This window comes from endosymbiont GvMRE of Glomus versiforme, assembly GCF_003546845.1.
The window spans coordinates 135,939-158,972 of the sequence record NZ_NWVA01000002.1; the positions used below are offsets into that span (position 1 = coordinate 135,939).

Annotated in this window: 12 protein-coding genes and 3 tRNA genes; 7 read left to right on the plus strand and 8 right to left on the minus strand. The window is 33.2% G+C overall.

Annotation, left to right across the window (positions count from 1 at the left end; genetic code table 4):
• Nucleotides 1–5: 5 nt before the first annotated feature.
• Together GvMRE_RS04300 and pepF are read right to left on the minus strand one after the other, a co-directional pair.
• Complete coding sequence (locus tag GvMRE_RS04300) at nt 6–1,244, minus strand: elongation factor Tu (RefSeq protein WP_147410043.1); 1,239 nt, start codon at nt 1,242–1,244, stop codon at nt 6–8.
• A 77-nt stretch (nt 1,245–1,321) separates the two neighbouring features.
• Complete coding sequence (gene pepF / locus GvMRE_RS04305; RefSeq protein ID WP_147410044.1) at nt 1,322–3,115, minus strand: oligoendopeptidase F; 1,794 nt, start codon at nt 3,113–3,115, stop codon at nt 1,322–1,324.
• Between the two features lie 21 nt (nt 3,116–3,136).
• On the opposite strand from pepF, the gene GvMRE_RS04310 reads away from it, so the two are divergent.
• Together GvMRE_RS04310 and GvMRE_RS04315 are read left to right on the plus strand one after the other, a co-directional pair.
• A tRNA-Arg gene (locus GvMRE_RS04310) sits at nt 3,137–3,212 on the plus strand.
• A gap of 24 nt (nt 3,213–3,236) precedes the next feature.
• Nucleotides 3,237–3,314, plus strand: a tRNA-Val gene (locus tag GvMRE_RS04315).
• 464 nt (nt 3,315–3,778) lie between these two features.
• Here GvMRE_RS04315 and GvMRE_RS04320 read toward each other — a convergent pair.
• Nucleotides 3,779–4,843 (minus strand): DUF2130 domain-containing protein, encoded by a 1,065-nt coding sequence (locus GvMRE_RS04320; RefSeq protein ID WP_147410045.1) that lies wholly within the window; start codon nt 4,841–4,843, stop codon nt 3,779–3,781.
• A gap of 105 nt (nt 4,844–4,948) precedes the next feature.
• Between GvMRE_RS04320 and GvMRE_RS04325 the strand changes: the two genes are divergently transcribed.
• The 3 genes from GvMRE_RS04325 (at nt 4,949) to GvMRE_RS04335 (ending at nt 7,268) form a co-directional block, all read left to right on the plus strand.
• Nucleotides 4,949–5,025: transfer RNA gene (locus tag GvMRE_RS04325), tRNA-Arg, on the plus strand.
• A 25-nt stretch (nt 5,026–5,050) separates the two neighbouring features.
• Nucleotides 5,051–5,605: a hypothetical protein gene (locus tag GvMRE_RS04330; RefSeq protein WP_147410046.1), complete on the plus strand. Its 555-nt coding sequence runs from the start codon at nt 5,051–5,053 to the stop codon at nt 5,603–5,605.
• Nucleotides 5,598–7,268 (plus strand): ribonuclease J, encoded by a 1,671-nt coding sequence (locus GvMRE_RS04335; RefSeq protein WP_147410047.1) that lies wholly within the window; start codon nt 5,598–5,600, stop codon nt 7,266–7,268. The genes GvMRE_RS04330 and GvMRE_RS04335 overlap by 8 nt, the downstream gene beginning before the upstream one ends.
• 112 nt (nt 7,269–7,380) lie before the next feature.
• Here GvMRE_RS04335 and rpoC read toward each other — a convergent pair whose 3' ends face one another.
• From rpoC to GvMRE_RS04360, 5 genes are read right to left on the minus strand one after another with little or no spacing between them, the layout of a single operon-like run.
• On the minus strand, nt 7,381–11,241 hold the full coding sequence (rpoC, locus tag GvMRE_RS04340) for a DNA-directed RNA polymerase subunit beta' (RefSeq protein ID WP_147410048.1): 3,861 nt from the start codon (nt 11,239–11,241) through the stop codon (nt 7,381–7,383).
• A gap of 2 nt (nt 11,242–11,243) precedes the next feature.
• Complete coding sequence (locus GvMRE_RS04345) at nt 11,244–14,927, minus strand: DNA-directed RNA polymerase subunit beta (RefSeq protein ID WP_147410049.1); 3,684 nt, start codon at nt 14,925–14,927, stop codon at nt 11,244–11,246.
• A 22-nt stretch (nt 14,928–14,949) separates the two neighbouring features.
• A complete protein-coding gene (locus GvMRE_RS04350; RefSeq protein WP_147410050.1) occupies nt 14,950–15,378 on the minus strand; it encodes a ribosomal protein L7/L12 in 429 nt (142 codons plus the stop codon).
• Nucleotides 15,379–15,414: 36 nt separating this feature from the next.
• Complete coding sequence (locus tag GvMRE_RS04355) at nt 15,415–17,193, minus strand: hypothetical protein (protein ID WP_147410051.1); 1,779 nt, start codon at nt 17,191–17,193, stop codon at nt 15,415–15,417.
• A 5-nt stretch (nt 17,194–17,198) separates the two neighbouring features.
• Nucleotides 17,199–19,295, minus strand: a complete 2,097-nt coding sequence (locus GvMRE_RS04360) for a hypothetical protein (RefSeq protein ID WP_147410052.1) — start codon at nt 19,293–19,295, stop codon at nt 17,199–17,201.
• 58 nt (nt 19,296–19,353) lie between these two features.
• Between GvMRE_RS04360 and GvMRE_RS04365 the strand changes: the two genes are divergently transcribed.
• Nucleotides 19,354–22,002, plus strand: a complete 2,649-nt coding sequence (locus GvMRE_RS04365; RefSeq protein WP_147410053.1) for a UvrD-helicase domain-containing protein — start codon at nt 19,354–19,356, stop codon at nt 22,000–22,002.
• Between the two features lie 321 nt (nt 22,003–22,323).
• Nucleotides 22,324–22,920, plus strand: a complete 597-nt coding sequence (locus GvMRE_RS04370) for a hypothetical protein (RefSeq protein WP_147410054.1) — start codon at nt 22,324–22,326, stop codon at nt 22,918–22,920.
• The last annotated feature ends 114 nt before the right edge of the window (nt 22,921–23,034 follow it).

Sequence of the window (23,034 nt, forward strand, 5' to 3'; positions counted from 1 at the left end):
GTTAATTATTCAATAATTTTAGTAACTTTTCCTTCACCAATAGTTTTTCCACCTTCGCGGATGATAAAATTATCACTATTTTCAAAAGCTAATGGCTCAACTAGTTTTACCGTGAAGTCTACAGTATCACCAGGCATTACCATTTCAATGTTTTCAGAAAGTTGGATACTACCAGTAACATCGGCTGTAAAAAAATGAAATTGGGGTCGATACTCCTTTCCACTTTTTTTATCTTTTTTGCTTTCTCTTTCACTTCCGCCAAAAGGAGTGTGTCGCCCTCCTTCTTCCTTAGTAAGAATGTAAGCAGTTGCTTCGAATTTAGTGCGTGGTTTAATGCTTCCTGGTGCTGCTAACACTTGACCCCTGGTAACATCTTCAAGTTTGATTTTTTGTAAAAGAATAGCAAGGTCATCGCCCGGCTTGCCTTCTTTTAAAGGCAAGTGGTTTTCCTGAATTTCAACAACTTTTGTTTTAATAATTAACGGAGCATTTTTTGTCTGTGGCAAACCCACAATTTCTACCTCAGAATTTACTGTTAGCACTCCTCGTTCCGGTGTACCGGTTACTACAGTTCCGCGACCACTGATAGTAAATTTGTCACTAATCGGCATTAAAAAAGGTTTAGATATATCACGAATCGGGGAAGGAAAATTATCAATAGTCTCTATCAATTTTTCAATTTTCTTCTCACCTATTTCGGGATTTTTTCCATCTAAAACACATCTAGCTGAGCCTCCGATAACAGGGGTTTCCACACCATTAAATCCGTACTTAGTTAAGCAGTCACGAACCTCCATTTCTACTAACTCAATTATTGATAAATCGTCAACAATATCTGCTTTGTTAATAAAGACTACTAAATGTTTAATCCCAATTCGATGAGCTAAACGCAAATGCTCTCTAGTTTGAGGCATCACACCATCAGTGGCAGCAACGACCAAAATAGCTCCATCAGTTTGGGAGGCTCCCGTAATCATGTTTTTCACATAATCAGCATGTCCTGGACAGTCAATTAAAGAATAAGCTCTATTTTCAGTTTCAAATGGAACATGAGCAGCATTAATAGTAATTCCTCGCGCTTTTTCTTCCGGAGCCCGGTCAATTTCTCCATAATCTTTAAATTTGGCTCTTCCTTTACTGGACAAATATTTAGTAATCGCCGCACTTAAAGTGGTTTTACCGTGGTCAACATGACCAATAGTTGTAATATTAACCCGTTCTTTTCTTATTTCTGGTGCTGCCATAGTTAAAGACGGATTCCTTTCATTCTTTGCTTCACGATTCTATTCATATATTATAATTTTATTGCCCATAAGGAAAATTAGCAAACTTGGAGTTTACTTTTTAATTCTTTAATCATTTCTTTTAAGTTATTTAATAGTGGCTGGTAAATGTCAACTTTATTCAAGTCAATGCCAATGTCCTGGAAAATAGCCAAAGGGTCTTTATGCCCCCCTGACTTTAAGAATTTCAATAAATTAGTAACTTTGTTATCTTTGATTTCTTGGTATAATTTAAAAGAAATTGTAATTGCCACAGCGTATTTATAAACATAATAAGGAGAATGAAAAAAATGAGAAATTCGTGGTCAAGCATAGGATTTTTTGTTGGGGTCTTTTTTGTCTAAAATGTCAGCACCAAACTCTTCATTAATTTTTTGAAATAAGTCGGCCAAGAGGTCAGCATTAAGGGGGGTGTCTCTTTCTACCATTTGGTGGGATTCTCATTCAAATTTGGCAAACTGAATTTGGCGAAAGAAAGTGCCTACAATTTCTTCAATATGACTTTGAAGCAAGTAAATTTTTTCTTCTTTGGTTTGGCTGTTTTGATAAAGATAATCAAATAGCAAATGTTCATTAAGGGTAGAAGCCACTTCGGCTAAAATAATAGGATAACCAGCATTAGGATAAGGTTGATTTTCCTCAGCAAATAAAGTGTGAACAGAATGACCCAGTTCGTGAATTAGGGTATTAACTGAATTTAAAGTATCATCTCAGTTCATTAAAATAATAGGCTCAACTCCGTTTCCGCCAGCGGAATAGGCACCATCACGTTTATTAGTATCTTCATAGTAATCGATTCTTCCGGGTTGCAACGCTAAATTTAATTTTTCTTGGTATTCTGGACCCAAAATTTGGAGTACTCGTTTGATTAAGACAACAGCCTCTTCAACAGTAAATTGTCGTTGGTATTGAGGAACTATTTTTAAACTATTATCAGTAGCATAAAAATTTGTTAGGTCAAAGAATTTTTTTTTGATTTGGAGGAACTCGCGATAAAGTTTAGCATTTTCTTGTCCCGCTTGAATTAAAGTTGCATAAATTTCATTAGGAATGTTGTTCCCAATTAATCCCATTTCTAAGGTGGATTGGTAACCACGAAGGGACAATTCTTCTACGCTTGTTCGCAAAATTCCTTCGTAAACCTTGGCAAAAGAGTGTTTTTTGTCATTAAGATAAGCAACTCATTTTTGGCTAACTTCATAACGAAAATCTTGGTCTTCTTTTGGTTGCGATTTTTCCATAATTTCGGTATACAAAGTTAAAGTTAATTTTTGCTTTTGTCCTTGGTAATCAACGAAAACTGGTTGTCGGTCCGCATAAGCCAAAGTGTCATAAAGTTCATTAGCAATATGTCGGGAAATGCTTACTTGGCTCAATAATTTTTCTTTGTCTTCAGGCAAAATATATTTGGCTAAGCGAAAAAATAATTCAAATTTATGTTGATAAGATTGTAAGTCTTTATTTTGTTTAATTCATTTGGTAATAGTTAATGCCCCGATTTTCTTTAGTTCAGGGTCAATTCAAGACAAAGAAGTATTAATTTCTTGGCATTTATTAGTATATAGAGTATTTAATCTTTGAAAATCCAAGTTGGTTAAATCTAAATCAGCATAATGTAAATATTGACCTAGTTTTGTTAATTGAAAAGTTAGTTCTTTTTCTCGTTGAAGATATTGGTAAAAGTTCTCTAATTCGTTGAGTTTTCCCCGAAGACTTGCTAATTTTTGAATGATTTGATTGAGATTGTTTAATTCTTTTTCTCACGCTTGTTGATGAGGAAAAAGATGAGTAAAATTTCATTTATATTTACTGCTGGCTTTTTTTCTTTGCATTTACTTAAAATTTTACTATGAACCCACGTGGCTCAATGGATAGAGCAGATGCCTTCTAAGCATCAGGTTGAGAGTTCGATTCTCTCCGTGGGTGCCATTTGTAATTAAAAATAATAAATATAGGGCCTTAGTTCAGCGGTTTTAGAATGCTTGTCCTACAAACAAGAGGTCGGGGGTTCGAATCCCCCAGGCCCTACCATATAAATAAATCAAAGAAAAGTAAAAAAGAACAAAAGGCTAAAAAAACTTGCTAGGAGCAAAGAATAAAAATAAACGTGATTAAAGTTAAAAAAAAGAAAATAAAAGTTGAACAAAAAAAGAATTTTAATCTAAATTTTCACGAATAAATAAGCATTGCCAAAAAAGGAGACCGAGATTTGCGCAGTTCGTTTTTAATTTTGCGAAAAGAAAGAAAAAAAAGTAATTTAGCAAGTAATAAAAGCAAACAGGAAAGAAAAGAGAAAAATTCCTACAATTCCCAAAACATTAGAAGAAATTTGACTTGCAATTCTCGGTATGTAATACATAATAAAAAATTTTAATTTCATTTGTTCTTTTTAAAAAAAGCAATTAAACCAATAACTTTGCCATGTTATCTTAAGCAAGAGAATTTTGTTGTTTTTTTTTTTTTTTCGAAATATTTTTGGCTGGTTACTAAAAATATTAAAGATTACTTAATTCAGTTCTTATCTCTTCCAAAATTATTTTGCGAATATCAGTTTCTAAATCTTTTAAATTTTGTGCCGCTCGGCTAATTTTGTCAGTATTATTATTTAAATCTGCTAATTTTTTTTCTAAACGTGAAAGATATTGAGGCAATTTGTTGCCCACTCATTCATCAAGGCTCCTAATTCTTTTTTCTTTGCTGTCCCTATCATTGTTAACTGTTTCCAATAAATTATATCTTTGTATAATGGTATCTCGCATTATTTTAGCAATATAAGTAAAGTTAGCATCGTCGCTAACATAAATTTTTTTACGAGGGTCTACACAACGCAAAGGCTCGCCGTTCTCACAAGCAGCTATAATAATACCAAAGTCAGCTTTAAAATTAATCATATCTTTATCTAACTTATGTATTCATTCATCGCTCCATTTTTCAGTATCTTTGGCCTCATAAATTATTTTGCCAGCGATTTTTTTAGGTTCTGTCTCTGTTAGTACTTCTTGAATAAAATCAGCTTTTTTGCCGGTCTGGGTTTGGTTAATTTTTTCTATTTTGTCTTTACCGAAAAAAACGCGATTTAATTCGCCAGAAACATAGTGTTCAAAGTCTTCTCCTTTTCTCTTAACTGCTCGGCTTTTTATCATTAATAGTTGGATTTGATTGCGTAATTCGTTATTTTCTTCGTTTAATTTGCGAACCCTTTCCAACTTTTCAATATACTCGGAAGACTGTAATTCAGCAATTTTTTTAGTTTGGAATTCTAAGTTTTTTTTTATTTCTTTCACAGCTGGAAGATTTTCATAAGTGCGGTTTGCCTCTAACTCTTTTAACCATTTTTTTCGATATTCATTTTCCTGAGAAAGAAAATATTTTTCCACTAATTCTCTTATTTGTTCACTAATGTAATTAAACGCTCGGTGTTCTTTACTAAAATGTTCATCATTGATTTCCTTTTCGCAATGTGGACAAGGAAAAGTAAGTTTGTAATTTTTAATTATTTGTTTAATATTCACTTGGTTTATTGGTGCTTCATTTAAATTTTCTAATTGTTGCTCATTCATATTCTGTGTTTATTAATTAATTTTAAGTTAGAGATAAATCTTTTTCTTGTTGCAATCTCTTAAAAATATTAATAATAAAGAATTCTTAACACTTTAATTATGCTTACGCCCATAGCTCAACGGACAAGAGTATTTGATTGCGGTTCAAAGGGTAGAAGGTTCGACTCCTTCTGGGCGTGCCAAATTCGACAAAATAAAAAAATTTACATGGAATATAGAGTTAAATATTTAGGAAAACGTAAGAGAAAAATTTATAGGAGTAATGAAAGATTTGGCGAAGTTTTTTATGTTTTAATTTTTCAAAAATTAGATGAAAATAGCGAAGATAAAGAGCAAAGAACGCCAGCAGAAAAAATTTCCGCTTATGTTTTTGAAAATAAACTTGAACTTGAGCAATGAAATGCTATTGAGGAAAACAAGTTAAAAGTCGGCGACATATTAACGATAAAAATTGAAATCAATACAGATGAAAGATATGGACGCAAGCAAGATTATTACCATTTAATAGATTTTAAATTAGAGGAAGAAATAGTTGATGTAGTTATTGAAGAAAATAAAATAAAACAGTTAAGGCAAGAAATAACTGAACTAATTAGTGAACTTAACATTATTGACAATCAAACAAAGGACTTGCAATCACGTAAAAGAATTATAAATAAACAAATTAAAGAGAAGCTTCAAGAAAAAAATTCGCGAGAAGTAATTTTATCTAAGCAACTACCAGAAGAGAAATCAAAAGAAATAAACAACAAAAATGAATAAAAATTTAAAAATATTAGCCCTGGGTGGCTTACACGAAGTAGGAAAAAATTGCTATATAATTGAAAAAAATGAAGATTTAATTATTATTGATTGCGGAATTAAGTTCTTAAACAATGGTTATAATTTGGCTAATGGGATGATTCCTAACTTTGCTTATTTGAAAGAAAATAAAGAAAAAATAAAAGGACTATTTATTACTCATGGCCATGAAGACCATATTGGCGGAATGCCATATCTTTTAGAAGAAATTGGTTATGAATTCCCAATTTATGGCTCGGCTTTTTCTTTGGCTTTGTTAAAAGGAAAACTTGGCAATAAAGAAAACTTGCTCAAAGGTGTTATTTTCTCTGATGAAACAGTTGCTCGCACTGCTGAATTTCGAGTTAACTTTTTCCGGGTAACCCATTCAATACCAGGCTCTTTTGGATTAATTGTGGAAACTTCTCATTCTCGCATAGTTCTTACTGGTGATTTTAAATTTGACTGAACCGAGATTGGAGAAAAAACTGACTTAGTTAAATTGGCAGAGGTAGGAAAAAAAGGAGTTGATTTGCTTTTAAGTGATTCCACTAATGCGGAGGTTCCGGGTACTACTCCTACGGAAAGGAAAATAATTTCGCGTTTAGAAGTTATTATTTCCCAAGCTCCCGGACGAGCAATCATTACTTCTTTTGCGTCTAATGTATACCGTTTAAAAAAAATCATTGAGATTGCTAAAAAATATGACAAAAAAATTCTCCTTCTAGGTTCTTCATTAACAAAAATGCTAAAAGCTATTCAAAAAGTTAGTTTGTGAAAAATCGATAATTCAATTTTCGTCAAGTCAGCTTTTGAAAAAAAAATTCCTCCGCAAAAATTGATTATCTTTTGCACTGGTTCCCAAGGAGAAGCCAAAGCAGTTTTAAGCCGCTTAGCTCATCAAATCCATCCTGACTGAAAAATTATTCGTGGTGATACCGTGATTTTAACTTCTTCACCAATTATGGATAATCGTTATAACTTAGAAGCAATTAATAACAAATTAATCGAACTAGGAGCCACTATTTATGAAAACAGTAAAGAAGAATTACTCCACGCCTCAGGTCATGCTTGTCAAGAGGATTTAAAATTAATGCTGACTTTAACTAAACCTCGCTATTTCATGCCTTTTCATGGTGATTTTCGCATGTTAAAGGTTCATGGTTCTTTGGCTCAAGAGACAGGAGTTCCAATTGACAACGTTTTTGTTTGTCAAAATGGAGAAGTGGTCCAAGCAAGAGAAGAAGAAAATAAACCCACCCAATTCTTTTTAACTAACCAAAAAATTGATACCACTCCTCACTATGTTTTCAATCAAAAAATCATTCAGGGTGATTGGTGAAAGGATTATCTTGACCTGCGCCAACAAATGTCTCATTTTGGTGTGGTGGTCGTCATTACCTTTTATAACCAAGTTCAACAAAAATTTGATTTACCTTATCTTTTTACTTATGGCTTTTTGAACATGGAAAAAAACAAATTTTTGGTGCATAATTGAAAAAAAAATCTCCATAAACTAGTTAATGACAAGAAAAAATCTCCTGTTGATGAACTAAAAAAACAGATTAAAGAAAAAATGCAAGACTTAATTTCTCAGGATTTACCAAAAACCAAACCACTAATTATTTCTTTAGTAGACGAATAAATGAAAAGTTTAGCATAAATTAATTTCATTCCTTTTCAAACTAAACTTTCTTGAAAGAAAAATTTTAGGCAAGCTTTTTCTTCCTGAAGTCAAAAAAGAGAAAAGAATGTTCTTAAATTTTCCGAATAATCTTTTTTTTACTGACCCATTTTTGACGTTCTTCCAAGGCTGAGCCAATTGGTGCTAATTGACCGACTACTAAGTTTTCTTTTATTCCTTGAAGATAATCAATGGGTTGAAAAATAGAATAGTTAATTAAAGCTTTCAAAGTTTCCTGGAAAGAAATACTGGCTAGGAAAGAAGGTGAAAACTTTGCTATTTGCTTCAAGCCAAAAACTAGATTTCTGGCTTGGGCTAGTTCTTTGCTTTTTGCTTTTAAATCTTGGTTAGTTTGAAAAAACTCTTGATTATTAATAATATCGCCAGTTAAGCAATTGCTGTCTCCAGTCTTAGTTATTTCAACATTTCCTAACATTTGACGAGCAAATAATTCAATGTGTTTTTCGTTTACTCTAATTCCTTGAGCGTAATAAACTTTTCAAATTTCTTCTTTGATATAATTTTGGCAAGCCTCCCGACCAACTATTTCTAGCAATTTTTCTAAATTGATTTTGCCAGCAGTTAAACTTTTTCCTTTTTGCACCTCTTGCCCTACTTTTGCTCTCACTTTTTTTTCTGAGTTAAAACTATAAGTGAATTCCTGACTTTCAGTTTTTTGTTTGATAGTGATTTGCTGGTTTTCTTTGTCTTCAGTAATTTCAATTATTTCTCCGGTTTCTTGGGCTAAAACTGCTTGTTTTTTTTTGTCAGGAAGAACATTGCCTAAAATTTCTTTTACTTTAGGTAATCCTTGAACAATGTCTCCTTCTCCGGCTACACCTCCAGTATGGAAAGTTTGCATTGTCAATTGTGTTCCGGGTTCTCCTAATGATTGAGCGGCAATAATTCCTACGGCAGTTCCTAATTCAACTATTTCCTGGTTTTTGCTTAAATCACAACCATAACATTTTTGGCAAATTCCGCGAGTTAAGGAACAAGTAAATGGAGAACGTACTTTAACTGTGGAAATGTTATTTTCTTGGAGAAGTTTAACTTCTTTTGTTCACAAAAGTGTGCCATTAGTCATTATTATTTTACCGTTGATTGTAATATCTTGGGCTAAGTATCGACCAGTAATTCTTTCGGCTAGATTGATGAGAATATTTTTTTCTTGGCTAAAAGCAATATTTTCTTTCAATTCCTGAAGGTAAATACCTTCTTGGGTTTGGCAATCTTCAATAGTAATAATCAAATTTTGGACTGCTTCCACTAATTGACGAGTCAAATAGCCAGCTTCGGCAGTTTTTAACGCTTGGTCCATCATTCCTTTCATTGCACCATAAGCAGAAATGAAAAACTCAAAAGGATTTAAACCTTCTTTTAAAGAGGAGAAAATAGGTGTTTCAATGGTAGTGCCTTTGTAGTCAGTCATGCTACCTCGCATTCCAAAGACTTGGGTCAAGTTTTCAATATTAGCCCGAGCTCCTGAATCTCAAAGATAATACAAAGAACTATTGCTTTTTTGGGTTAGTTTTTGAAAGATTACTTTTTCTAAATTTTCCTTACATTCTGTTCAAAGATTATTTTTTTGCTGGGTGAATTCTTCTTCACTATAAAAACCTTGGTCATAATAATCTTCAATTTGTTGAAGTCGAGTTCAGTTTTTTTGAAAAAGAGTTTTTTTTTCGGTGATTTCTGGCAAATCAAAAAGAGAAATGCTAATCCCAGATTGGGTAACTGCCGCAAATCCTAAATCCTTTAATTGGTCCAAGAATTTTACCATTTCCCCTTGACTAACTATTTTAGTTAACTTATTGAGAAAAATAATAATCTCTTTTTTTTTCCACCCAGGAGAATCTTTCGGCTCCCCATTAAGAAAAGGCAAAGCAAAAATATTTTCTGGAGTTGGAGAAATTTGATGTTTGTTATAATATTCTAAATCATTAATGTAATGAGGAAAACTAGCAGGAAGAATTTGGTTGAACTTCCACTTACCAAAAGTAGTCAGGAGAAATTTTTGTTCGTTTTGGTGAGCGAATTGTTTGCCCGCTAACGGCAAGGGAATAAATAAAGGAGCAGCGAGATTAAGTTTTCCTCTTTCATAATCTTTTTCCATTTGGCTAGTTTCGTAATAAAGAGGAATATTTTCTTTAACATTTGGGGAGTTAACTTGGGTTCTTGTCAGGTAATAAATCCCTAAAATGATATCCTGAGTAGGAGCAACGATTAAATTACCATTTTTCGGGTCCAAAATCTGAGAGTCCGCCATTGCTCTTGCTTGCACTTCTTCTTGGCATTTTTTGGTTAAAGGTAAAAGGACTGCCATTTGGTCTCCGTCAAAGTCCGCATTGAAAGCCACAGTTACGAGTGGATGTAACTGAATAGTTTTGCCTAAAGTTAGAACGGGCTGAAATCCTTGCATACCTAGACGGTGCAAAGTAGGGGCACGATTAAGCAACACCGGTCGGTTTTGCATAACTTGGTTGAGAAGCGAGAAAATTTCCGAATTATTTTGCGACAAAATTTGTTTGGCTTCTTCCAAACTTTTGCCTTTTTTTAAAGAAGAAGCCAACAAAAAAGGCTGGTAAAGTGCTAAAGCCATTTCTACTGGAATTCCTACTTGATTCAAAGTTAAGTGAGGGTTAGGAGAAATGACTGAACGAGCTGAATAATCTACTCTTTTTCCTAGTGAATATTTACGCAAAATTCCTTCTTTGCCGCTTAATATTTGGAGTAAACTTTTGGCTGTGCTTTGTTTAGGAAGGCCTTCTCCTGATTGTCGTTGGTCAAAGACTTTTTGTAATCTTCTTTTTTCATTATGAACGATGTCTAAAAAGAATATCGGTGTTTGGAGGTTTTCATTAACTTCTAAAATTTTTTTCACTCTTTCATTAGTAAGAATAAGTTTCCAATCAAGATTGCTTAGTTGACCCATGGCAATGCTTCCATCATCTAATTTAACTATTGGGCGCAAGCCTGCAGGAAGCACCGGCACATAATTTAAAACTAAACCAGTTAAAGGTAAATTATTTTTGAGTAAAGCTTGAATAAATCTTTTTTTGTTGGTAGTTTGTTCCGGCTTTATTTTAGGAGAAAGTTCAGCAATTTTTTTCAATTCAGCTTTTAAATCAATGGTTTTTAGCAGTTCAGAGAGAGCCAGAGAGCCAGTTTCAATTCTTACTTTTCAATTTTCTCGTAAAAAGTCCAAATAATCTTCCAAAAAAACTACTTCCAACTTTGCTTGGTTTAACTTTTCTTGCAAATCAGTTTCTTGTTTAGTTAATTTAGCCTTTTGTTTTTCATTTTTCTCTAACTGTTGAGATTTTTTTACTTGGTTTAGTTCACTTTGGATTTCTTTTTTTTTTTGTCCAAGTAACTTTGTTTGAAACTCCTGGGCTTTTTTTAACACAGTTTGGTTGCTTTTATTTTCGTCATTTTGGATAATCTCAGTCAGAATTTCGCTAATTAGTTCTGGGTCTATTTTACGGGTTAAAATCTGTTTATTTTGTAGAACGGTGGAATTACCCTTGTCTAGAACAACGTAAGCATTAAAATAAACTAAATCTTTGATGGATTTGCCAGGAATTTCTAGTAGTTGTTCCAAATAAGGAAGAATGCTTTTGAGAATTAAAGTGTTTGTAACCGGGCTGGCTAAGGCAATGTGTCCCATTCTTCACCGACGAATATTAGAATTAGCAATTAAAACTCCACAGTTTTCGCATTTTTGGTTTTTGATTCGTCGTGATTGGTCACTGCGGCAAGCACATTGATAACTCTGAGACGGGCCAAATATTTGCGGGCAAAAAAGTCCACCGATCTCTGGTTCAAGAGTGCTAGGGTTAAGAGTTTTGCTGTTTTTTACTTCCCCAAAGGAAAGTTTTTTAATTTTTTCGTCGGTTAACCAACTGAGTTTGAGCGATTTAATGATGGTCATAATTATACTTTTGAGATTTTACTGAATTGTTTATAGAAGTCAACATTTTTATCTTGGTAATCTTCAGCCGTTAAATCAAAACCAATGCCTCGTAAGTATTGAAGTAAAAGATTAAATGATTCACTTTGGCTGTTTTTGATGACCAGTTCTCTCTCACCAAAGACTAAAGAATATTGTATCAAGCGTCGCAAATGTAGGTCATCAGATTTGGCGCTCATCATTTCCAGCAGGTTATAAGCAACTCCGTGGGCTTCTAAGGCTCAAGCCTCCATTTCTCCCACTCGTTGTCCACCACCATGAGCCCTTCCTTTAACTGGTTGTTGATGGACCAAAGCATAAGGACCAGTATTACGAGCATGAAATTTATCGGCTACCATATGATTAAGTTTAATAATATAAATACAACCAACTAGAACTTTTTGGTCGAAGGGTGAGCCAGTTTGACCATCATAAAGTTGGGTTAAGCCGTAATCTTTCAGTCCGCTTTCCTTAACAATTTGAGCAATATGCTCCCAACTAGGAGTATTGAAGGGTCGAACTAGTAATTTGGTTTTTGTTTGATAAGCAACTTGCCCTAATAAAACTTCCACTAACTGACCAATATTCATTCGGGAAGGAACACTTAAAGGATTAAAAATAATATCTACCGCTTGGCCATTTTCATCAAAAGGCATGTCGATTTCTGGCATAATTTTTCCCACTACTCCTTTATTTCCAAAGCGAGTAGTTAACTTGTCACCAGGTTCGATTCTCCTTTTTTGTACTACACAGACCTCAATGGCTTCCAAATCGTCAGCATTATAACTGCTTCTTCCTCGTTGGTAAATTTCTTCTTTTGACAAACGGTTTACTTCATAAACAATACTTTCCTTTTCTCCTCATGGTAAACGGAAAGAACTATCCATAAAGGAATGGGTTTTTTCACCCATGATACTAGCAATAAGCAGTTCTTCGGGTTGTTGTTTTTTGTAAGGAGTTCTTTTGCTAACTAAAATGTCATTTTCATGCACCTCACTACCGACTTTGACTATTCCTTGATGGTCTAAATGACTAACTTCCCGCTCGGGGTAATAAAATTCTTCTTCTATAGGTTTCTTGTCAACTTTGATTTTCTTGCGAACAACGATATATTTTTTGGCAAATAAAGAAGTTAAAACATCCTCTTTAATTAGACGTTCATTTACCACAATTGAATCTTCAAAATTATAACCTTTTCAGCACATAAAGGCTACTCGCAAATTTTGACCTAGGGCCAACTCTTGTTGTTCTTGATAATTGCCACAAGCGATTATTTGCCCGGCTTGGACTTGTTCGCCTTTTTTTACCATTGGAGCCGAAGTAAGCAGACTATTAGTGTTGGTAATCATAAATTGACTAATGGGATATTCTTGTTGTTTTTTACTTGCAGGAGATGAATGATTAATGATAATTTTTTCACTATCCACATACTGAACTGTGCCAGCAAAATTGGCTTTGACAGTTAGGGAAGCATTATCTAACAAATAATTTTCAACTCCGCTTGCTACCAAGGGTGCTTCTCCTTTCAGCAAAATTACGGCTTGCTTTTGCATATTGGTAGCCATCAGCATTCGCACAGAGTCATTATGTTGAAAAAAAGGAATATTAGAACTGTTAACTGAATTTAAATGGTAAAAAGAAGTATCGATAAAATTAATTTTTTCTTTGGAGACAAGAAAAAATTTTCTTTGATGCCGAGCTCAAACCTTGTCTTCTTCAATTAAGTCGTTTTCGTTAATTTTAATATTACAATGAGCAATGTAGTTTTCTAATTCTTCCTCAGCAGTTAAGTACATAATTTCCGGAGTAATTTTTCCCTGTTTAACCAAGTAATAAGGAGCCAAAATCTGTCCGTATTTATCAATTTTGGTGTTTAAAGTTAAACTATGGATTAATCCTACCTTTTGTCCTTCGGGAGTTTCGACAGAACAATAGCGACCATAATAGGAAGGATTAATATTGCGAATGCTTGGGCTGACATTAGTTAAGTTAAAGCCACCCAGACCCAGAGAACTAACTTTGCGAATATGAGAGTTTTCAGCCAAAGGATTATTTTCATTTTGAAGTTGAACCAAAGTAGAAGAATTAAAAAAGGCTTTCAAAACTTTTTGATTAAATTCTTGAATTTTTGGTAATTTGGTGGGGTCAGATTTGTTTAACTGAGAAATGATGGCAATATATATTTTTTCAATTCACTTCTTAAAAACTCCAAATTTATTATCAAAATCATTATAAAGTAAGTCTCCTACGCGACGAATTACTTGGTTTTCTAAACTATCTTTTTCTTCATCTCCTTTTTCTACTTTTCCTACACCATGATGCAAGTTAAAGAAATAAGAAATAACAATTAACAAATCTCCTCAGTCAAATCAAGTTTTGCTATTGTCTTTATCCACCGGACCTAAAACATTGATTTTTTTTTGGGGAGTAATTGGTGAAATAATTGAAAAAGAATAAAACTGATAATTTTCTAGAGTGAGCAAAGACAAACGGTTTTCGTTGATTAAATTTTGGAGGGTGGAAATCTTTTCTTTTTCCAGTATAGTTCCTGCCGAAAAGATTAATTTTCCTTCCTTGTCTTTCAAATCTTCGGCTAGAGTTTGCCCCCTGAGACGAAGAAGAACATTCATTTTTCGATTGAATTTTTGTCGACCGAGTTTGCCCAGCAAAAAGTAAGAATTTTTTTCATTAAATAAAAAATGAGGAACAGATTTGCCGTCTTTTCCTTCACTTTTACCTAATTGGAGACTGTTTTCAATAATTTCTTCTTGGCCAAATAAATTTAACAAACTTTCTTTGGGAAAAGGAGCCTCGGTAAGAATTTGGGTTAAATCAAATATGGATTCCGTGTTTTTTACCTTTTTTAAATTTAAGAATTCTAATTTTACCCCTAATTTAGTTTCCTCTTTGTTTCGGGATAAATTATCTAAAAAAATTCTAATTCACGGGCCTTTAAAAGGAATTATTTCTCCGTAGGGAACTTGGTTTTTACTGTCTTGGAAAAAATAAACGTTGGGTGCTCGAACAGATTGAAAAACCACTACTTTATTGTTGCCATTGATAATAAAATTACCTTGTTCAGTCATTTTAGGTATCTTACAAAAGGGAATTTCCTTAGTTTGTTCGTAGTAAAATTCAATAAGTCGGTTAGGAGCATTGCCAGAAAGCCAAAGAGTTATTTTTAAGCCTTTATCATTTACTTCTCATAAATCTTCTTCTTTTTTTTCCAAAGTAAAAGATTTGTTGACCTTGAAACTCTTCTCTATTCAATCATGTAAATTATCAACTAATTGTTTTTCTTCATCAATCTGAAACTTAACTTCTTTACAATTTCATTTAATTAGTCAAGTAAGAAAAAGTCTTTGGCTCCAAGTGGCTTTTTTATGGTAGGCCTCGATTTTGGTGAACTCTGGTTCTTCCCAACGACAAAGTTTTCCGTTTTCGTAATTTAAAATTTCTAAACTTACTTGGTTGTTATAATCTTTAAACTCAGCAGGAAAGTAAAATTGTAATAATTTTGGTAAAGCCTGATAAAGAAAATATTCATAGGATTCTCTTTGTTCTTGGGTTAAATCTTTTTGGGGCAAAGACCGAAATAAATCTGAGCGATTGTGATGATAATATTCCTTTCTTTGGATTTTTCCGGAATTAATTAAGCGATACAACATTGGCCAGGACTATAATTTATTTTTACTCAATTATTTCTACTTTTGCTCCTAATTTTTCTAACTGGTCTTTATATTCATCAGCTTTAGCCTTTGGGATATTTTCCAAAATTGGTTTTTTTTGGTCAACTAATTGTTTAGCATTGATAATATTTATTGGGCTTCCTTTTCCTTCATTAGCAATTTTTTCATTAACAATATCTTTTATTGCTCCGTAAACTTTAATTGGCTCTAAGCCTTGACCGCTCATCTCTGTCACTCTAAGAGAAACATTGGCCGAACTAGTAGTTTTTTTTCCTTCAACTTTTTGGCTGGGAGCAAATGCTTCTCCTTTAATGTCAAATTTTTCTTCAATAGCTTTCTTTAATTCTGCTAATCAGCGAGGAGTAAAACTTTCAATAATTTCTAAACATAAGTTAATTCTTTCCTGTTGACCGAGTTGATTAATATCCATATATAATAATTTTACTGTTTTTTGCTTTCAATTATTTTACTTTTTCTTTTTTTTCCATGCCAAGTATCCAACTAAAACCAAACCGCTCACTAAAATTCCACCAAACACTATTCAAAGAACTATATTTTTATTCTTATTCTGATTAGTGGCAGTAGAATTAGAAGCATTTTTTTGAGTTTGCTGTTGCTTAGTTTGCTCAATAACTTGTAAAAGAGCGTTTTGATAAGCAGTAATTTGTTCAATAGTGGTTAATTGGTTAATTTCTTGTTCTCAGTTTTGGTATTGACTATTAGCCAGTTTTTTTCAATCAATTGGTAAATCTTTTAATTTAGTTTTGATTTCTTGAATGGCTTTTTCTTTAAAATCTTGGCTTTGTTCAGGGAGAGAAAGTGGCTCGGTATTATTTTCTTTTGAATCTAGGCTTTTTGATTTAATTGGCTTGGTTGTTTCTTCTTTGGATGAAGAACTTGGTGAAAAAGAAGAGTCTGAAAAACTACTGCTACTGCTGATGTCAGAACTACTTGGACTGCTTGAAGGAGTATGGGGAGTGCTATTTTCATTGCTAGTGCTAGAAATGTTATTGGTGTTTGTAGAAGAAATATTGCTATCTCCTTTATTAGTATTATTGCCACTGTTGCTAAAATTATTGCCACTGTTGCTAAAATCATTATCTCATTCTTTTAATTTAATAATATCACTTAGTAGACATTTTTTTTGCAAACCTAATTGGTATTTGCTTTCTGAATGCATCATTGCTTTCTTTCAAAAATCAAAACTTTGGATTAAAAGTTCTTTATAAAAATAGTATTTTATTTCCCTAATTGCTCTATTTACTTCTTCTTCTAACTTTTTAATAATTCCTTTTTTGTCAATGTCAGGTAAGTTATTTATATCAAAGGAGAAATTTTGTAATTCTAAATCTTCTTCTGTATCAATCAAGCCAGTTAAATGGTCGTAGTAGTTATTAATATCGTCCTGGGTATTGAGAGCGTTAATGTATTCTTTTCAATCGTGACCTAAAATGTCTGTTTGATTTTTGCCGTTCACTAGCCCATTAGCTTGGACAATATCCCAGTAAGCACTCACGGCGGCAATGACTGCATTTTCCTGTCCAGCAAACCTATTTTTAATTGCTATTTTAATAATTCTTAACATTTCTTTTTTGAAATGCTCGGCTTGGTTTTCATCTTTTAAACAATTATAGGAATGCCAAATAATAGTCTTTCCTGGATGTTCGCATTCACAAACGCCGCGAGGTACTGGTTCAAATAAATCAAAAAAAGCAACACAATCGGCATTAAGGGATTCTTCCATAGTTATGCCCAAAAACCCTAACTTTTTGATTATTATTTTCCTTCTTTCTCGAGCTTTTTTTTCCTCTTCAATAAAAGCAAACAATTTATCTCTAAACTCTGCTTTTTTTTTGGTATTAAAATGTTTTATTCTGCCAATATAATCTCCTGCCGTTGGATTGTAGTTCAATGAATCATTATTATAACAAATAGAACATGAGTGGCGGGAGCATCGTGGAGGAAATAGTTCCTGAACTTGGGAACGAGTTGACCATTCAGATAATTTTAAATCAACTTTTTGGCATGATAAATAACAATTAAAACCTAGTTTTTTTTGAACCTCATCTGAGATTGCTCTTGATACCTCATCAAGTATATAAAGTTTTTTTAGTGAGCGATAATGATTTATGTGTCTTTCAGGTGGTAAATAACCTGTATCAGGAATTCGATAAGCATATTTATCAGTACCAGCAAAACTATAAAAATCACTAAAGTCAATTCCGTATTTAATATTGTCATTCATACTTTTTACCTCCTAATTATTTCTTCCTGGTGGTGGCACACCTGGATATTTGCTTGTTGTTCTTGATTCTCTTGCCCTTGTTGTTCTCTTTCTAATCTGGTCAGTTTCCTTCTGGCTTGAAAAAGTTCATCAATTTGCTGTTCAGTTAATTGTCTGTTGCTTAATAAGTTCCGCTTAGATATGTTTAATAATCTTTGAGCAAGGTGATTATCGCCTCGAGCAAGAGTTTCTTGTGCCTCTAACAGACCATCCAACGCCTCATGTAAATCTTCATTTAGTCCGTTCCTGGCATTATTTATTAATATTCCCAAATATTCCCTTTGGATTTGAACCATTTCTCCTGGCTGCATAGCCTCAAAATTAGTTAGATGCTCATAGAGAGTTTGGATTCGTGCTTCTAATCTCCTATTAAGTTGTTGAAATTGGGTAAGTTCTTCTTGATTAAGAGGTTGGTTATTTTGCTCTCTTAATCTTCTTGCTTCTTCTCGTGCTTCATTTTTCTCTCTTTCTAGTCTGTCCCTTTCGTTTCTTAAATTAGTTAATTCATCAGGAGTAATTTCTGCTCGACCATTTAAATCATCTTGTGTTGGGCGGGCCAATAAAACATCTAATGTTTGTCTTTCTGTTTGGTTATCTAAGTCATCCCATTGAGTAAGACCAAAATTTTCAGCTTGTTGTACTCTTCCTTCCGCAGTATTTAGCCGATTATTAACGCCTTGGGGGGCTTGATTAGTAAACTGATTAGTTCAATTGTTTCTTTCTCGAACTAAGTTGTTGTAGTCATTGATGGTTGTATTTGGACGAGCGTCACGTTGTCTTTCAGTGTTTTGCCTTGCTGTTTGTTCATCTTGTAATTGTTGCTGTGTAGGACGATTAAGAAGATTAGTTAAATTTTCTCCATTCAGTAAAGCAGGTAAATCATTCAAATTATTTATCCCTAAATTATTTTGAGCATTGGTTATTTTATCTAATGCCTGCTGAAGTGTTTGATTGTTCATATTCGGCAAATTGGCTAAGTCAGCAATGCCTAAATGAGTTCGTGCGTTGGTGATAACGGTTTCTGCCGCAACTGTACGAGCAGCTTTGGCTAAAACTTGGTCCAAAGTGTCGCCATTCATATTTGGCAAGTTGGTTAAATCTGCTACTTGTAAGTGGGTTTGGGCATTAGTGATAATGGTATTTTTTTGGTTCAGTTCACCTTCCATGTTATTCCGTTCCGTTTCGGCGGTAGTTGTACGTGAAGCTTTGGTTAAAACATCATCCAAGTTAGTTGTAATGTCGCTAACTTTTTTTCCGTTAAGTTTGGCTTGTAACTTGTCCCGTCAGTCAGCATCGTTAGTAGCAAAACCAATATCGTCATTTAGCGAAGCAGCGTAAGTATCTCGTTGGGCACGAGTTGTAGTATGGGCATTTTGTTCAGTTTGAAGTTGTCGCTCAGCAGTTTGTCTTGCTGTCGTCTCCGTATTCAATCGAGTTTGTAAATTACTTGTTTGTCCCTGTAAACTATTAATTGTGTTTTGATTTTGCTGCACCTTTTGACAAGCTGTTGCTGAACAATAAGAGTTTGAAGAAGAAACGCTTGCTCCACAACCATGACAAGAGGGTCGGTGACTAGAACAATAACTTTGTCCACTTGAAATTCTTGTTGAACAAGAAGAACATTGATTAGAATGCTGATAACAATAACTTCCTGAATAACTTACTACACTGCCACATCCATTAGCACAATAATAAGTTGGGGGTGGAGTGTAAGTATATTGTGTATAATTACTTGAACTACTGCTACTAGAACTAGAAGAACTAGCATTACTTCTGTGATTAGTACAATAAACTTCTCCTTCATGTGGCCATGCGTTGCAACCATTTGTTTGACATGAAGGATATGTTTGGTGTTGGCACTGAGGACATGGTTTAGTTATGTTGCCAGCCGTGTACCAAAAAGAACATTTAGAGCAAGTTACAGATACCCGATACGGACCATAACCCTTAGAGACACTGATATCTCCTCATGCTTCATTTTCTAGATAATAACTTTCTGCTACCTGTTCATCAATATCTTGTTCATTTTTTGTATTTTTATTTTCTTTAAATTCATCTTTCATAAATTATTTACCTCATATATATATTATTAACTAAAAATCTCTTTATAGAATAAAAATAATGACTATTGAATTAACTAAAGAGCAGAAAGATTGTGTTGAATATCCTTTAGACAAACAAATTTTATTGATTGATGCTGACCCAGGAACTGGCAAAACTGAAATTTTGCGGCATCGAGTTAAGTTTATTTATCAACAAAACGAAAAGCAAAGAAAATTTATTCTTATTTTAGCCGTTGGTCGAAACATTAGCCTCTCCATTAAAAGAAAATTGAAAGAAGAAGGATTAAAAAAAATTCATCGCCAATTGAAAACCGTTTTGCCTGAATTTATTCATGAGTTGTGCAAGCAAACTGATTGTTGGGAATGTGAAAACAGAACAAGACCGATAATTCTTGCTTGCACTGTTCATTCGTTGGCTTATTGAATAATTAAACAAGTATTTACTAAACAATTAAAAGAAAAAAAGAAAATTCAAATCTTAACTAATGCTTGAAATAAAGATTTAAGCCTGATTTATCAAAATCCTAACCATCCCCAACTCAAAGAAAAAATTCAATGAACAGTTAAAGAGGTCATTGCCAGAAAACGCCGAATTTTCAGTTATTTGTTGAATAAAATTGCTTCGGAGAAACTAACCAAGGAAAGAAAAAAAAGATTATGAGCAACTTTTCGTCAAGAAGTAGAAGTAACTCGGGAAAATCATCCTTACTATCATTGAGAGATTATTAATTATTCGGGATTTTTAACCGCAGCCAAGAAACTTTTTTCTGAAAATGAATTATCTGTCTATCAGGAATTAGAAAATGCCTGCTCAACTGACCAAGAAAAAAATGTTTGGTTGAGTTTTGACGACATGATTGACAATGTTCTTCTTTTTATGCAAAAACAGAATGATAAACCTCACTATTGACCTATTTTTGATTATATTCTGGTTGATGAATGCCAAGATTTAAAACTTAATTTATTAACTTTGATTACCAAAATATTTAGCCATAAAAAAACTAATTTTACTTTTGTTGGTGACCCCAAACAAAACATTATGGCCTTTGCCGGAGCCACCGAAGATGTTTTTCAATTATTGCGAAAAGAATTTCCTCACTGTGTACAGATGGAAATAGCTATCAGTTTTCGGGTTCCCCAAGAAATTGCTACTATGGCGAATAATTTCACCAGCAAGTTTATGCCTTACAAACCAAAATTAACCACTAATCAAACTAACGGAGGAAAAAAACCAGTCATTTTTCTTGCTGGCACAGACAAAGATTATCAATTAAGCATTGAAGAAAAAAATTCTCTAAATAAAAAAATTGAATTAATCGCTAAAGAGGAAAACTGGTTCGAACTCTCTCCCAGAGAAAGGGAAAAAAAGTTGCAAAGAAAGCAAAATGACCTCGAATTAGAAGAAATAAAAGCCAAAAAATTAAAAAGTCAAGTTAATTTTATCCTTTCTATAATTAACAATCTGGATAAATCGAACTCTCGGGCTATTCTTTACCGGAAAAATGAGACTGGAAACTGACTGAAAAATTGATTTGTGGCCACTAATTACTATGATTTCACCATGGCAGGCGATGATTTTGGCCGAGCAGTTAAGCACATTGTCAACAAAATTAAAAAGGAACTGAAAGAAAAATCATTTTTCATTAGCAAATTTAAGTCTATTGAAGATTTTCTGAACAACTTAGGCATAAATTGAAGAAATATTCCTCAACTTCAACAAATAATAGATAAATTTGAGCAAGAAAGATTTTTGAGTAAAGAAAACCAAAATTTAGATGAAGGAGAAATCAGTGATTTTGTTATCCAAATTGAAAAACAATTAATAGAAAAAGACTTAGAAAATACCGGAAAAACAGTGCTTTCAACTATTCATAAAGCCAAAGGATTAGAATTTGATTATGTTTTTCTGATATCAGTAGATGAGGAAATATTACCCAATGAAAATAACGCCAGGGCTTGAGAAGAAGTAAACTTATTTTACACTGCTATCACCCGTACCAAAAAAGAGTTATACTTAACTGCCAGTTGTCCAGAAGAATGCTCCCGATTTATTCGTAATTTGGACCCGAATTTAATTGAATTAGTGCCAAGCAGTTTTCAACAGCCATTGCTAAACAAAGACAACATTAATTATCCGCATCCTTTCTTTCCTTACTCCTCTATTTCTGAAATGATTGGTGAAAAGGGGGAAACAGAAGTATGAAAATTACTGACGAATCACAAAAAACTAAAATTTGAAAAACTCAACAGAAATTGGCAAGAAATTGAAGAATTACAAATTGACGTTTATGCCGAAACTGCCAAAAATGTTTATTTTGTGGAAGTAAAAAATTGAGGCGAAAGTTTTTATCATTCACCAAAAGGCACTTTTCATCAAGAGAAAATTTGAGAACAACAAATCTGAAGAAAGGAGAAAATAGCAAACAATTTTGAAACTTCAAAAACAGTTATTTACTTAATTACTTTTCCCAGCGGGGAATTGGCTAATGACTTTCAGGACTTTTTGGCTAAAAAACAAAACCAAGAATTGCTAGTAGTTCACCACGACCAAGTTCACGAAAAAGTTTGAGAAAGAGCTTATAATTTAAAAAGAATTGATGAATTTATTTATGAAAAAGAAAAAGTTTTCCGGAGCAGGAAATTAAAAATACCAAATCCAAACCTAATAAAAATGACTAACAGAGAAAAGGTAAAAAATAATTGCTAGAATGGGAAATTAAAACTAACAAAGAGAAAAGAGTGGCGGACCGCATTTTTTTAGATATTATTTTTTGAAGAAAATTTTTCGCTTTTTAAAACCAAAATCATTTAAATTTTAGCAAAAATTGTTTCCTTATCATGAGTTCTCATACGCACATATTCACTATATAGAAAAAAACAAAGTAAAATTTATAAATTTGGTTTACCAAATTATTATAAAAAAATTTTGTGTGTGTAAAATATATATATGAGGTAAATTTATGAAAAGAAATGTAATTAATAAAATTCAAAAAAACAAAAATGCAGAAATGAAAGGAGATGGAAAATAATGGTACATATATTTGAAGAGAGAAATTTTAAAAGTTATTTACACAGAAATTGTGTTAAAGTTTGATTTGCATTTGGTGAAGAAACTGTGCAATATGAAGACCAAAATGGAGTTCATTCAGCAAATCCGAGCGGGAAGGTTACAGTGCCAGTTCCTGGAATAATTAGAGATCCAATTTTAAATAAAGAGGGAATGACAGCACAAGCAGTAGGTGGTGGTGTAGTTTCTGCAATATCTGGAGTAATGGCGGGAGTACTTGCTACTCCTTTTACAGGTGGAGCGAGTTTAGCCTTGTCTGTAGCAGCAGCCGCAAATGCCGGAGTTACAGGGGTGGCATCAGCTGCTTTGCTTGAAGAAAGAAATAGACCAGAAGATGTTTATTTTAATGTTGTATACGGCTATAGTGTTTATGATACAGAGTGAGTGGCAAAAAATGTTTCTCCTGGTGGTGTTTGACAAGTGGCTAATAATGTCGTGCAATGAAGTAACCAAGTTTTTCGAGAAAGATATGTGGATAAAAAAAGTAGTGAATTTCAATCTTATATCGAGCAAAGACCTCCTACTCCTACAAATTGACCTCCTTCTTCTAAATGGTAAACAAAAATAAAATTAAAAAAAGAAGAGTCGTGGCATATCTTTTTTTTTCTTTAGTTTGAGTTTTATTTTTTTATGCTTTCGGTGTTTATTTAGGATTAAAAATAACGGGAAGGA